We start from the raw sequence: 13,251 nt of genomic DNA on the forward strand, positions 1-13,251 counted from the left end.
TCAGTGCTGCCCGTTGGCTGGCGCCGGTTCCTGAATCTCCGCCGGGGTGACATCGTGATGCTCCCGGGCCAGCAGAATGTAGAACGCTGGCAAAACGAAGATGGTGAACAGGGTACCGATACCCAGACCAGCGGTGATCGTCAGACCAATGGCGAAGCGGCTTTCCGCCCCGGCACCAATGGCAATCAGCAGTGGCACCATGGCGAAGATCAGGGCCAGCGAGGTCATGATGATCGGCCGCAGACGGATCGCCGCTGCTTCGATCACCGCCTGGCGCTTGTTGAGGCCACGCTCCTGCTGCAACTGGTTGGCGAACTCCACGATCAGGATGCCGTTCTTTGACACCACCCCGATCAGCGTGATCAGCCCCACCTGGGTGTAGATGTTCATGGTGGCGAATCCCAGCACGATGAACGCCATCGCACCGGCCACCGACATCGGCACCGACACCAGGATGATGAATGGATCACGCCAGCTTTCAAACTGCGCCGCCAGCACCAGGTAGATCACCAGCAGCGACAGGAAGAAGGTCACCATCAGCGCGCTGCCCTGATTGGCCAGCTGACGGCTCTGTCCGGTGTAGTCGTAGGTGAAGCCGGCCGGCATCACCTCATCCGCCGTCTTCTCGATGAACGCCATGGCATCGCCTGCCGCCACGCCCGGCATCACCACCCCTTCCAGGGTGACCGCGTTGAGCTGGTTGAACTGGGTCCGTCGTGACGGCTCGACATCGTGGTCGAAGCTGACGACGCTGCCCAGGGGCACCAGATCACCGCTGTCGGTACGGATGTAGTAGTCGTCCAGGGCCTGGGCACTGGCGCGGAAGTCCCGCTCCACCTGCGGCACCACTTTGTAGGAGCGCTCGTCCATGCTGAACCAGTTGATGTAACCACCACCGAGCATGCTGGACATGGCCTGGCCGACGTCCTGCATCGACAGCCCCAGATCCGCGACCCGGTCACGGTCGACGTGGATGCGGGTGACCGGCCGGTCGAAGTTGATCGACTTCTGCAGGAACATGAAGTTGCCACTCTGCATGGCCTTGCCGAGCATCTCGTTGGCGACGCTGTCGAGCTGTTCGTAATCCTCCCCGGTGGTGATCACGAACTGGAACGGCAGCCCACCGCCGGAACCTGGCAGGGACGGCATCGGGAACACCGCGGTCTGCAGCCCGGTGACCTTCTGCAGCTCCTGCTGCAGCATCGGCTGAACCTCGAACTGGCTGATGTCACGCTGGCTCCAGGGGGCCATCTTGAAACCGCCGAACACCGCGTTGGGGCTGGTGATGCCCAACAGCATGAAGTCCTCCGCGTAGCCCGGCACATTGCCCATGCGGGCCTGGACTTCGTCACCATGCTCGCGCAGGTAATCCAGATTGGCTTCCTGGGGGCCGAGGCCCTGATAGAACAGGATGCCCTGATCTTCGGTCGGTGCCAGTTCGCTCTGGCTCATCATCACCATGAAGTAGATGGAGGCCAGCACCACGACGGCGAAGAAGATCACCACCGAGATAGTTTCCATGGTGGATGACAGCGCCCGTTTGTAGCCGTTGGCGAGACCGTTGAAGGTTTTCTCCACCATCACCTCAAACCGGCCGGGGTTGCCGTGGGGTTTGAGGACCTTGCCGGACATCATCGGTGACAGGGTCAGTGCCACGATGCCGGAGATCACCACGGTTCCGGCGAGGGTAAAGGCAAACTCGGTGAACAGTGAACCTACCAGGCCGCCCATGAATCCGATGGGGGCGTAGACCGCCACCAGGGTGGTGGTCATGGCGATGATCGGAACCGCCATTTCCCGGGCGCCGTTGATGGCGGCGTTGAACCGGGTTTCGCCGGCCTCGATGTGCCGGTGGACGTTCTCCACCATGATGATGGCGTCATCCACCACCAACCCGATGGCGAGAACCATCGACAGCAGGGTCAGCAGGTTGAGGGAGAAGCCCATCAGCAGCATCACGAAGGCGCCACCGATCAGCGACAGCGGCACTGCCACCGACGGCACGATCGCTGCCCGCAGCGAGCCCAGGGTCAGGAACACCACCACCAGTACGATCACCAGCGCTTCCAGCAGGGTCTGGATAACCTCATTGATGGAATCGTCGATGAAGTCAGAGGCGTCGTAGGCCAGGCGCACGTCGAGGCCGGAAGGCAGCTGGCGCTCAATGTCCGGCAGCAGGTCCTTGACCAGTTCGGCGACCGTCAGCGGGTTGGCGCCCGGCGACAGTTCGATCGCCACGTAGGTGGCGGGCTGGCCCTTGTACAACGCCAGAGCGTCGTAGGATTCCGAGCCCAGCTCAACCCGGGCGATGTCCTGCAGGCGGATCAGGGTGCCATTGGACTCCTTGATCACCAGGTTGCGGAACTGGTCCGGGTCGGCGACATCGGTGTCGCTGGTCATGTTGATCTTGGTGTACTTGCCTTCGGTACTGCCCACACCCGCCTGGTAGTTGTTCTTCAGCAGCACGTTGACCACTTCCTGCGGGGTCATGTCCACCGCCGACAGGCGTTCCGGGTCCAGCCACACCCGCAGGGCAAACTTGCGGCCCAGAAGGTCCGCCTTACCGACACCGGCCAGGGCCTGCAGCTTGGGCTGGACGACCCGTGCCAGGTAATCGGTAATCTGGGGCACCTTCAGCTCGGAGCTGTAGAAGGCAATGTACATCAACGCGGTGGAATCACCGGTGGTGGAGGTGATGACCGGGTCCTGGGCGTCGGCGGGCAGCACGTTGCGCTGGCTGGCCACCTTGGCCTGGATTTCCGCCAAAGCGGCGTTGGCGTCGTAGTTCAGCACCATCTTGGCTTCGATGGTGGACAGCCCCTGGGAACTGGTGGAAGTCAGGTAATCAATGCCGTTGGCCTCGGCGATGGCCTGCTGCAACGGGTTGGTGATAAAGCCCTTGACCAGGTCGGAGCTGGCCCCCGGGTAAGCCGTGCTTACCGTGACCGTGGTGCTCTCCAGTTCGGGGTACTGGCGGATCTCCATCTCCAGGGCCGCCCGGGCCCCGAGTAACAGAATCAACAGGCTGACGACCGTCGCCAGTACCGGTCGATGGATGAATACGTCAGTGAATCGCATTATTCAGAGGCCTCCGCCTGGCTGGCGTCCTGCTGACCAGGCGCCGGATCTTCCTGAATGGTGACGTGCTGGCCGGCCCGCAGACGCAGCAGCCCTTTGGCCACAACCTGCTCACCGTCGTCCAGGCCATCGGTGATGGCGACCCGGCCGTCGCGGATCTCACCGGTGGTGACGCTGCGACGGTTCACGATCAACTGGTCGTTCTCGCCGGGCTCGACCACGAACACGAAGTCGCCGTAGGTGTTGTAGGAGATGGCGGTCTGCGGCACGGTCACCACGTTCACGTCCTCGGGCTGACGGGTGAAGATGGTGGCGAACATGCCCGGCTTGAGCTTGTTGTCCGGGTTGTCGATGGTGGCTCGGATACGCACGGTGCGGGTCTCCGGGTTGACCGAAGTGTTGATGGCGCTGACCTTGCCAGAGAAGGTTTCACCCGGGATGGCGGCTACCGAAGCCTCAACATCGTAACCGGTCGCGACCAGCGGCAGGTCCTTCTCGGACAGGGTGTAATCGACGTAGATCGGGTTTAGCATGTTGATCTCGACGATTGGTGTGCCGGTGGCCAGGTACTGGCCCTGGTCGACCATGCGAAGCCCCAGGGTTCCGTCGAACGGCGCGCGGATGACCTTCTTGCTCAGGGTTGCCTCGGCTTCATTCACCCGTGCCTGGGCAGCGTCGTAATTGGCCTTGGCCTTGTCGTAATCGGACTGGGAAACGGCGCGGCGTGGCAGCAGGTCACTGACCCGATTGAATTCCTGGGCGGCCAGTTGAGCCTCGGCGCGGCGGGTCCGCAGCGCGGCCTCGTCAATGGCGGCATCCATGCGCAGCAGGACTTCACCTTTCTTGACGTTGTCACCGGATTCGAAATGGATCGACTCGATCACCCCCGGCTCTTCGTTGGCGATCTCGATCCCGTTCACGGCGGTGGTGCTGCCGACCGCCTTCTTGGCCGGTGTCCAGGATTCGGTGGTTGCGGTGGTTGCCGATATAATGGCCGGAGGTTGTGGCTGGGAGAACATTTCCTGCATCTGGCCAAACTGGTAGAACTTGTAGCCGAAAATGCCGCCAAGCACGATGCCGAGAAAAATTAGGACGATTACGAATCGGGAGGCTGTGCGCATAGTTCTGATCCTGGGTGACAAATCCATGTACGGGAGGCGCTGAAGGGTAGTCACGCTACCATACTGTTTTTTTTGGGTTAAGAATCCGCAAGTTTATATCAAACGATAGCATCCTATACAGGGTCGAATGTCATTGTCACGACCCTGTCAGGGATATTACGTACCGTGCGCTCAGTTTGGCCAGAAGCGTTGGGCTGCTTTGTTTTCGGCCGCTGGCATGGCAGTCTCTGCGGCGGTCGGTGGTGGCCGATCGTGTTACCACCCACAGGTGGTGTTGGGATGTAAATCGAAGTTTCCCCATCGGGGTAGGGTGGTGGCATGCATTGGCTCCTCGGAATCGCGCTGACCGTCGCGGTATTTGTGATCCTCAAACGTTGGGGAGAGCTGTCGCCGGAAGCGCGTCGAAAAATGCTCTGGAAGTGGGGCGTGGTGGCGTTTATTGGTGTGCTGGCGGTGCTGGTGCTGACCGGGCGCATCCATGCTATCACCGCCGGTGTTGCCGCCCTGTTACCGTGGCTGCGCCGGTTGCCGACGCTGTTGCAGCACTGGTCGACGCTGCAGCGCTGGCTGGGCCGCAACGACACCGGCCCTGACCGGGGTGAATCGTCAGCTCCGCCACGGGCCGGGGCCCTGACCCGCCAGGAGGCCTGCCAGATACTGGGCGTGGCCAGCGATTGCAGTCGTGAAGAGGTCATTGCCGCCCACCGTCGGCTGATGCAAAAGCTGCACCCGGACCGGGGCGGTAGCGATTACCTGGCGGCGCAACTCAATGAGGCCAAGGCCTGCCTGTTGCGGGGCTGAGCGCTACAGCACATCCACCCGTACTTCAAAACGCTGCTGATCACGGCTGTCGCCGCCGACCTGATAGACGATGCCCTGCTGCTGGTGCTTGCGGGTGGTCTCGGTACTGCCGAGCTCCACCCAGGTGCCCGGCGCCACCCGCCGCGAGGTCATTACCGCCTCGGTCTCGAACCCCGGCTGGTCGTCCTGGGGCAGATCGTCAAACGCCATGACGCTCAGTTCCACCTGTTGCCGGGAAATCAGCCGTGGTGTCACCACAAAGCCTCTTCGCATCGGTACCTGCTGATAGAGGATGGCCGGATTGCGGCCACCCTGGATTGCCACGGGGAGGGCGCGTACCTGGCCGGAGTTGATGTGGGCGGACTGGCCGTCCTGGATCACCAGTGACTGTTCCCGTTGACGCTCGGTGCTGATGGTGCGGCTGCCGGCGCTGAGGGTGACCTGGCTGTCGTGGACGCTGGCACCGGCGCCGCTGCCATGACGATGATCGTTGCCACCACTGCGGATGGTGATGCGGAGCTGGGCGACGGCGACGTCCATGGTGTCGATGAGCTGGTCGATTTCATTGAGAATGCTGTCGTCAGCGCGGATGATCAGCTGCTGACCGTGGCTGGTGATGGCGGCTTGGTCGCGGGGGTACAGTTCTTTCAACTGCTGCGCCACGTCATCGGCGGGGCGGTTGCTGAGCTGGTGGGTGCGGGTGGCTGCATCGGCGGTAGTGACCAGGCTGAGCAGGCACAGTGAGAAGGCGACAATTCGTGACAGGGCCATGGGAACGTCCGGCTGCAATTCGATTATTTGGCGCAAACGGGTTGCAATGGGTGAAACCCGGGTTATATATTGATGAGCATGAAGACCACACACTCGACCTGTCAATTGAATGTTTCTACAGCTTTCGCCAAGGCGGCAGCTGCGGTCGCTGCTGTGTTTTTTTGGTGGTTTGGTTATGGCTTTTATTTTAGCCAGAGCCCGGGCCGCCCATAGATCTTCATCAACGAACAACACGAGGAAGGCAGCCCGGCAGACACCCAGGCTGCCACCGGACTCGAAAAAGCCCCGACTGGTAGCCCAGCCGGGGCTTTTTTGATTCTGACCTAGGGAAACGGAAACACTGACATGAACATGCCGCTGCACATCGACACCCTGGAATCCTCCGCCCAGCACCAGGCCGTGCCGACGACAGACTCCACCGACGACCAACGAGGATGCGCCATGATCCTGCCCACCCCCGCCCAGCTGCGCCATGACCTGCCGCTGCCGGCGGTGCTGGCCGAGCAGATCCACCAGCACCGTGAGGCAATCCGTCGGGTGCTGGCCGGTGACGATCCCCGCACCCTGGTGGTGATTGGGCCCTGCTCCATCCACGACGAAGTTGCCGCGCTGGAATACGGCGAGAAGCTGGCCGCTCTGGCCGACGATGTCAGTGACCGTTTCCTGATTGTGATGCGGGCCTACCTGGAGAAACCCCGTACCACCGTTGGCTGGAAAGGCCTGCTGTATGACCCCGAGCGCACCGGTGACGGCGACCTGCACCAGGGCCTGATCCGTTCCCGTCGACTGCTGCTGAACCTGGCCCAGCTGGGGCTGCCGGTGGCCACCGAGGCGCTGAGCCCGCTGGCGATGGATTACCTGGCGGACCTGGTGAGCTGGACTGCCATCGGCGCCCGCACCACCGAGTCACAGATTCACCGGGAAATGGTCAGTGGCCTGCCCATGCCAGTGGGCTTCAAGAACGGCACTGACGGTGGCATGGCGGTGGCGATCAATGCGATGAAGTCCGCCGCCCACAGTCACCACCGGCTCGGCATGACCGGTGAGGGTGTGCCGGCGATGATCACCACCGACGGCAACCCCGATACCCATCTGGTGCTGCGGGGCGGACGCGGCATCACCAATTACGATGCGGACAGCATTGCCGAGGCGGTTGATGCCCTGACCGCTGCCGGACTGTCACCGGCGGTGATGGTCGATTGCAGTCACGACAACGCCCGCAAGCAGGCGGAGCGCCAGCTGGACATTGCCCGTGAAGTGATGGCCCAGAAAGCCGCGGGTAACGGCTGTATTCGCGGGTTGATGCTGGAGAGCTTCCTCGAACCGGGGCGCCAGAACGACGGTGATGAGCTGATCTACGGATGTTCGCTCACCGATCCCTGCCTGGGCTGGACGCAGACCGAAGCCCTGCTGCGTTCGCTCTGACGTCTGCGCCGGCGTTCGCTTTGCAGGACTGGTCACGCTGGCCGGGCCCGCAAAGCGAACGGGCCGGTAGTCCTTTAATCAGAGGTCTTTTAATCCTAGGCCCTTTAATCCGAGGCCCTCTAATCATCGCCCCTTAACTCGCTACCTTCCCGCCGCCGGTGCTTCGCTGGCACCCGCCACGGTCGAGAACAGCAGTTGCCCTGCCAGCAGGAGCAGAATGCCTCCCATCATCCGGTCCAGCCAGATGCCGAAGCGGTTGAACCCCCGGCGCACCCGCGGCAGAGTGAAGAAGGTTGCCACCAGGGTGAACCAGATGCCGGTGGCCATGGCGATGTAAACGCCGTAGGCGGCCTGGATGGCGGTGGGGGTTTCCGGGCTGATCAGTACCGAAAACAGCGAGACAAAGAACAGTGTTGCCTTGGGGTTAAGCGCGTTGGTCAGAAAGCCGAGACGGAACGCCGCCGGGCCGCTCTGGCGCTGGGCGTTGCTGGTATCGACATGGACGCCACCGCCCTTGGAGCGCAGGCACTGGATGGCGATCCAGGTCAGGTACAGGGCCCCGACGACCTTGAGCACGCTGAACAGGATCAGCGACTGCTGGATCAGCAGGCCAATGCCCAGCAATGAATAGGTGACATGAACCAGAATGCCGGCGCCAATACCGACCGCGGTCAGCAGGGCGTTGCGGCGGCTCTGGCACAGCGCCTGGCGTACCATGATGGCAAAGTCCGGCCCCGGACTGGCCACCGCCAGCAGATGAACAATGGCGACGGTGAGAAATTCGGCCCAGTAACTTTCCATGATTTGTGGTGTCTCTTGATGCAATGACTTTGGGGGATCTCGGCTGCCGCGGGGCAGAACGCCAAGGATAGTCCTGTGGGGTAAAAATGTCCCGTGTCAGTGCCAAGGTCTCGTGCGATTGGTAACGGACTGATTAAGGAGGTGGCTTCGTGGAAACGCGTCGAGTGGATGTGGCGATTATTGGTACCGGAACCGCGGGTATGGGGGCCTACCGGCGTGCGCGTCGGCACACGGACAGCCTGGCCCTGATCGAAGGGGAGGCCTACGGCACGACCTGCGCACGGGTTGGCTGCATGCCCAGCAAGCTGTTGATTGCTGCCGCGGATGCCGCCCACAGCGTGCGCCAAGCTTCGGTGTTTGGTGTGGTCGGCGGTGAGCCGGTGATCGATGGCGCTGCGGTGATGGCGAGGGTGCGGGAAGAGCGCGACCGTTTTGTTGGCTTCGTGGAAGAGGCGGTGGCGGGCTTTGATCCGCACCATCGTATCTGGGGGCGAGCCCGGTTTCTGGATAGCCATCGCCTGCGGATTGATGACCGCCTGGTGCTTGAGGCGGAGCGTATCGTGATTGCCACCGGTTCCCGTCCCAATGTGCCCGGGTTTCTCAAGGCTGCCGGTGACCGCCTGCTGGTCAACGACGATCTGTTTGAGTTGACACACTTGCCGGCTTCGGTAGCGGTGTTCGGTCCCGGCGTTATCGGTCTGGAGCTGGGACAGGCGCTCAGCCGGCTGGGTGTGCGGGTACGGATGTTCGGTGTCGGGGGCGGCGTTGGCCCCATTCGCGATCCGCAGATCCGCGACTACGCGCTGAAGACGTTCAACCAGGCTTTTCCTCTGGACCCGGATGCGGATGTCCAGACCATCGCCCATACCGACGAGGGCGTGGCGATTACCTTCGAGGACGCCGAGAGTGGTGAGGTCACCGAGACCTTTGACTATCTGCTGGCGGCTACCGGGCGTCGTGCCAATGTCGACAATCTTGCCATCGAGAACGCCGGTATTGACCTGGATGAGCGGGGAACGCCCCGGTTTGATCGCTTCACCCTGCGCTGTGGCGACAGTCACATCTTCATCGCCGGCGATGCCAATAACGACCTGCCGTTGCTGCATGAGGCCGCCGATGAGGGCCGCATTGCCGGCGACAACGCCGGCCGGTATCCTGACGTCCGCGCCGGTTTGCGGCGACTGCCACTGGCGGTGGTGTTCACCGATCCCCAAATCGCCACCGTGGGGCTGACCATTGACCAGGTGGCGGCGCAGTGTCGGTCGTGTTACGCCGTTGGCGAAGCGTCCTTTGAAGACCAGGGCCGCAGCCGGGTAATGGGGCGTAATCGTGGCCTGTTGCGGGTATACGGCGAGCAGGGTTCGGGGCTGTTTCTGGGCGCCGAGATGTTCGGGCCGGCGGCGGAACACCTGGGGCACCTGCTGGCCTGGGCTGCGCAGCAGCGGATGACGGTGAGCGAGATGCTGGCGATGCCGTTCTACCACCCGGTGATCGAGGAAGGCGTCCGCACCGCGTTACGGGACCTCAACCACAAACTGCACATCGGGCCGGAGATGGTCGAGCGCTGCCTGGATTGCGGGCCCGGCGCCTGAGGTTCTCGGCCCACAGACGGAATTCGGCAGTGAAGCGATTCGAGCAACTGGCCCACGATCTGGCCGAACTGATCCGCGATGGCACCCTCCAGCCTGGCCAGCGCATCCCCTCGGTGCGTTTGGCCAGCCGCACTTACAAGGTCAGTCCGTCGACGGTGTTCCGGGCCTACTACCTGCTGGAAAACATGGGGCTGATCTATGCCCGTCCCAAATCCGGCTATTTTGTCACCAGCCTGACCTCCCACTCGCTGCCGGAACCGGCGGCGGGCTACGACGAAACCCAGCGCACCAGCGTCGATGTCAGCGAACTGGTGTTCTCGGTGCTGCGCTCCATGCGGGAGGCGTCCCAGGTACCCTTTGGCTCAGCCTTTCCCTGTCCCACGTTGTTTCCGATGCAGCGGCTGGCCCGCTCCATGGCCAAGGCCACCCGGCTGATGGATCTGCGCTCGGTGGTGGCCGACCTGCCGCCTGGCAACCACAGCCTGCGCCGCCAGATCGCGGTGCGCTATGCCATTTCCGGGGTGTCGGTGCCGGTGGAGGAAGTACTGGTGACCGACGGCGCGCTTGAAGCCCTCAACCTGTGCCTGCAGGCGGTCACCAAACCCGGTGACCTGGTTGCCATCGAGGCGCCGGCCTTCTACGCCTGCCTGCAGGTCCTGGAACGGTTACAGCTGCAGGCGGTGGAGATTCCGGTGCGTGCCGCCACCGGCGTTGACCTGGGTGTACTGGAGCAGGCGCTGGATCAGCACGACATCAAGGCCTGCTGGTTCATGACCAACTTCCAGAATCCTACCGGTGCGTCGATGCCGGCGGACCACAAACGCCAGTTGGTGGAGTTGCTGCACCGCCACCAGATTCCACTGATTGAGGACGATGTCTACGGCGAGCTCTACTTCAGCCGGGAAGCGCCGGTGCCTGCCAAGGCGTTTGATCGCGACGGCCTGGTGATGCACTGCAGCTCGTTTTCCAAGTGTCTGGCGCCGGGCTATCGGGTGGGGTGGGTATCCGCCGGCCGCTACCTGGAGACGGTTCAGCGGCTGAAGCTGATGACCACCCTGTCGGCGTCGGTGCCGGCCCAGGCGGCCCTGGCCGACTACCTGGAACATGGTGGTTTTGACCGCCACCTGCGGGGGCTTCGCAGCAGCCTGGAAACCCAGAAGAACCGGATGCTGGCGGCCATTGACCGTTACTTTCCCCCGCAGGTGCGGGTCAGCCGACCCACCGGCGGCTATTTCCTGTGGCTGGAACTGCCGCCGGGTAACGATGTGCTGGCGCTGTTCCGGGCGGCCTCCGAGCGGGGCATCGGGCTGGCGCCGGGGCCGATGTTTTCCGCCACCCGGGGGTTTGGCCATTGTGTCCGGCTGAACTTTGGTCACCCCTGGAACGACAGCCAGGAGGCGGCGATCGCCACGTTGGCGGATCTGGTACAATGCCGCTGAGCTGCATCTGATACGCTTTTTTTTAAAAGATCTGGATCTGTTTCCTGGTGTCGCCAAAGAGGACACTGGTAGGTGTGATCATGCACCAACCAAGAGTGTCTTCTGATGAGCGAGCGTATTCCCGCAACCAACATTCCCGTCAAAGACCGTGGGTCCGACGCGGCCCCCAGCGGGATCTTTCCCCGCAGCTTCAAGGGCTTCTACCGGAACCTGCGGATAGCCGGCGGCACCCTGCTGTTTGGCCTCTACTTCGCCACCGTCTGGCTGACCTGGGAAGGTCGCCAGGCGGTGCTGTGGGACATCAGCAACCGCCAGTTCCATATCTTCGGCGCCACCTTCTGGCCCCAGGACCTGACCTTGCTCACTGCCGGTCTGGTGATCTGTGCCTTTGGCCTGTTCTTTATCACTGTACTCGCCGGACGTATCTGGTGCGGCTACAGCTGCCCACAAAGCATGTGGACCTGGCTGTTCCTGTGGGTGGAGCGGGTGACCGAGGGGGACCGCAACCAGCGTATGCGTCTGGCCCAGGCCCCCTGGAGCCTGAACAAGGTGCTGAAGCGGTCCCAGAAGCACACCCTGTGGCTGCTGATCAGTCTGCTTACCGGGCTGACCTTTGTCGGTTACTTCACCCCGATCCGGCCCCTGGTAACGGATCTGCTGACTTTCTCCTCCGGCGCCTCGGCGGCGTTCTGGGTGTTCTTCTTCACCGCCGCAACCTACATCAACGCCGGCTGGCTGCGAGAGAAAGTGTGCCTGCACATGTGCCCGTACGGCCGCTTCCAGTCGGTGATGATTGATGACGATTCGCTGGTGATCAGCTACGACGCCAACCGGGGCGACCCCCGCGGCCACCGCAAGCGTACCGTCAGTCCGGCAAGCCAGGGTCTGGGCGACTGCATTGACTGTTACCAGTGCGTGCAGGTGTGTCCCACCGGTATTGATATCCGCGACGGCCTGCAGATCGATTGCATCGGCTGTGCCGCCTGTATCGATGCCTGCGATTCCATTATGGACCGGATAGGATACGACCGTGGCCTGATTCGCTACGCCAGCCAGCGGCAACTGTCCGGCGGTCCGATGCGGCTGTTCCGTCCACGCATGGTGGGGTATGCCGCGGTGCTGGTCACCATGATCGGTGCGCTGGTGTGGGGTGTGGCCAACCGGCCGATGGTGGCGCTGGAAGTGGCCAAAGACCGCTCGTTGTTCCGTTACAACGACGTTGGCCAGATTGAGAACAGTTACCGTCTCAAGCTGCTCAACAAGGCGCCGGAAGCCCGCCAGTTCGAACTCTCCGCCATCGGGCTGGATGGCCTGACCCTGGAAGCGCCCGAGACGCTGACCCTCGATGGTGGTGAGACCCGGGAGCTGGCGGTGGTGGTATCGGCACCGCCGGAATCCCTGGACGATGTCAGCAGCGACGTTCACTTTGTGGTGGCGGATCTGGACAACCCCGATCATCGCGACGAGCGCCGCAGCGCCTTTACCGGGCCGGCCTTCTAGCCACCGGCCACCAGAGCCCCGCACGGTTCCCGTCGCTTTGTCGGGGGATCGTGTGGGGCGGTTTGTCCTCCCGATTTCCCCCGCCAGCGTCCTTCGGCCTCAGGCTAGGGTCCCGCCGGCCGAGCTGGTGTGGTGACCCGCGTCGTCGGGCGCGGCGCCCAGTCTCAGCCACAGCTTCTCATGGAAGAAATAGGCCACGGTGTTGATGGCCGGTTCAACCATCGCAATCAGGCTACCGATCAGGATGTCCCCCGTCAGCACGTAGGCCACAGTGAACGCCACCGTGAAGTGGGTGATGGCAAAGGTGATGGTTTTAAGCAGTGAATGATCGCTGTGACTGTGGTTATGAAGCAGATGTTTCAGGGCGCTCATGGTCGTCTCCGCAGGTTCTGGGCCGGCGACGGCCGGCGATTGCTGTCAGTAAACAGGAATCATTCCTTTTCGTTAATTTGATTGTTCCTAGGGATTGGATAGTCCTGCTCAATCGACAGCCGCCGCGTTTGACTCGGTGATTGACCGTCGCCGCCACAGTTGCCAATTCACCAGTGACAGGCACTGGCGTTGGAAGGTAATGGTGAAAAGTTAAAATGTATTAATGGTTGCAATGCAATTGCCTTTCTCTATTGGTGGCATTGGTGAACTCAACTTCCCCACAGCCAGGGCAGTGGCTATAGTAGTCGTGCAGTCGGGAAACAGCCCATTGCTGATTCTGATCGTTGCTGA

General features: G+C 62.4%; 10 protein-coding genes. 5 read left to right on the forward strand and 5 right to left on the reverse strand.

From position 1 onward, the window contains the following. Together J2887_RS02495 and J2887_RS02500 are read right to left on the reverse strand one after the other, a co-directional pair. On the reverse strand, positions 1–3,078 hold the full coding sequence (locus J2887_RS02495) for an efflux RND transporter permease subunit (RefSeq protein WP_227173877.1): 3,078 nt from the start codon (positions 3,076–3,078) through the stop codon (positions 1–3). Beyond that, complete coding sequence (locus tag J2887_RS02500) at positions 3,078–4,199, reverse strand: efflux RND transporter periplasmic adaptor subunit (protein ID WP_227173878.1); 1,122 nt, start codon at positions 4,197–4,199, stop codon at positions 3,078–3,080. Before J2887_RS02500 ends, J2887_RS02495 begins: the two co-directional genes overlap by 1 nt. Before the next feature lie 318 nt (positions 4,200–4,517). Between J2887_RS02500 and J2887_RS02505 the strand changes: the two genes are divergently transcribed. Beyond that, positions 4,518–5,000, forward strand: coding sequence for a molecular chaperone DnaJ (locus J2887_RS02505; RefSeq protein ID WP_227173879.1), 483 nt, complete (start codon positions 4,518–4,520; stop codon positions 4,998–5,000). A 3-nt stretch (positions 5,001–5,003) separates the two neighbouring features. Here the strand turns inward: J2887_RS02505 and J2887_RS02510 are convergent, their stop codons facing one another. Continuing rightward, the gene (locus J2887_RS02510) at positions 5,004–5,771 is read right to left on the reverse strand and encodes a secretin (protein WP_227173880.1); all 768 of its coding nucleotides are present in this window, start codon (positions 5,769–5,771) and stop codon (positions 5,004–5,006) included. 345 nt (positions 5,772–6,116) lie between these two features. Here J2887_RS02510 and J2887_RS02515 point away from each other — a divergent pair, with 345 nt between their 5' ends. Next, positions 6,117–7,196 (forward strand): 3-deoxy-7-phosphoheptulonate synthase, encoded by a 1,080-nt coding sequence (locus J2887_RS02515; RefSeq protein WP_228752835.1) that lies wholly within the window; start codon positions 6,117–6,119, stop codon positions 7,194–7,196. Positions 7,197–7,337: 141 nt separating this feature from the next. On the opposite strand, the gene J2887_RS02520 is transcribed toward J2887_RS02515, so the two are convergent. Further along, positions 7,338–7,997, reverse strand: a complete 660-nt coding sequence (locus J2887_RS02520; protein WP_227173881.1) for a LysE family transporter — start codon at positions 7,995–7,997, stop codon at positions 7,338–7,340. Between the two features lie 149 nt (positions 7,998–8,146). Between J2887_RS02520 and J2887_RS02525 the strand changes: the two genes are divergently transcribed. From J2887_RS02525 to ccoG, 3 genes are all read left to right on the forward strand, one after another. Then, positions 8,147–9,589: a dihydrolipoyl dehydrogenase gene (locus tag J2887_RS02525; protein WP_227173882.1), complete on the forward strand. Its 1,443-nt coding sequence runs from the start codon at positions 8,147–8,149 to the stop codon at positions 9,587–9,589. A gap of 29 nt (positions 9,590–9,618) precedes the next feature. Then, a complete protein-coding gene (locus J2887_RS02530) occupies positions 9,619–11,028 on the forward strand; it encodes a PLP-dependent aminotransferase family protein (protein ID WP_227173883.1) in 1,410 nt (469 codons plus the stop codon). 105 nt (positions 11,029–11,133) lie between these two features. Next, the gene (gene ccoG / locus J2887_RS02535; protein ID WP_227173884.1) at positions 11,134–12,528 is read left to right on the forward strand and encodes a cytochrome c oxidase accessory protein CcoG; all 1,395 of its coding nucleotides are present in this window, start codon (positions 11,134–11,136) and stop codon (positions 12,526–12,528) included. A 99-nt stretch (positions 12,529–12,627) separates the two neighbouring features. Here the strand turns inward: ccoG and J2887_RS02540 are convergent, their stop codons facing one another. Further along, entirely contained in the window at positions 12,628–12,900 is a 273-nt protein-coding gene (locus J2887_RS02540; RefSeq protein WP_227173885.1) for a DUF2061 domain-containing protein, read from the reverse strand. Positions 12,901–13,251: the final 351 nt, after the last annotated feature.

This window comes from Marinobacter sp. CA1 (genome assembly GCF_020546665.1).
GTDB lineage: Bacteria > Pseudomonadota > Gammaproteobacteria > Pseudomonadales > Oleiphilaceae > Marinobacter > Marinobacter xestospongiae.

Coding starts and splice junctions, on each gene's coding strand:
- J2887_RS02495 (WP_227173877.1), bottom strand. CDS start 3,078: ATGCGATTCACTGACGTATTCATCCATCGACCGGTACTGGCGACGGTC.
- J2887_RS02500 (WP_227173878.1), bottom strand. CDS start 4,199: ATGCGCACAGCCTCCCGATTCGTAATCGTCCTAATTTTTCTCGGCATC.
- J2887_RS02505 (WP_227173879.1), top strand. CDS start 4,518: ATGCATTGGCTCCTCGGAATCGCGCTGACCGTCGCGGTATTTGTGATC.
- J2887_RS02510 (WP_227173880.1), bottom strand. CDS start 5,771: ATGGCCCTGTCACGAATTGTCGCCTTCTCACTGTGCCTGCTCAGCCTG.
- J2887_RS02515 (WP_228752835.1), top strand. CDS start 6,117: ATGAACATGCCGCTGCACATCGACACCCTGGAATCCTCCGCCCAGCAC.
- J2887_RS02520 (WP_227173881.1), bottom strand. CDS start 7,997: ATGGAAAGTTACTGGGCCGAATTTCTCACCGTCGCCATTGTTCATCTG.
- ccoG (WP_227173884.1), top strand. CDS start 11,134: ATGAGCGAGCGTATTCCCGCAACCAACATTCCCGTCAAAGACCGTGGG.
- J2887_RS02540 (WP_227173885.1), bottom strand. CDS start 12,900: ATGAGCGCCCTGAAACATCTGCTTCATAACCACAGTCACAGCGATCAT.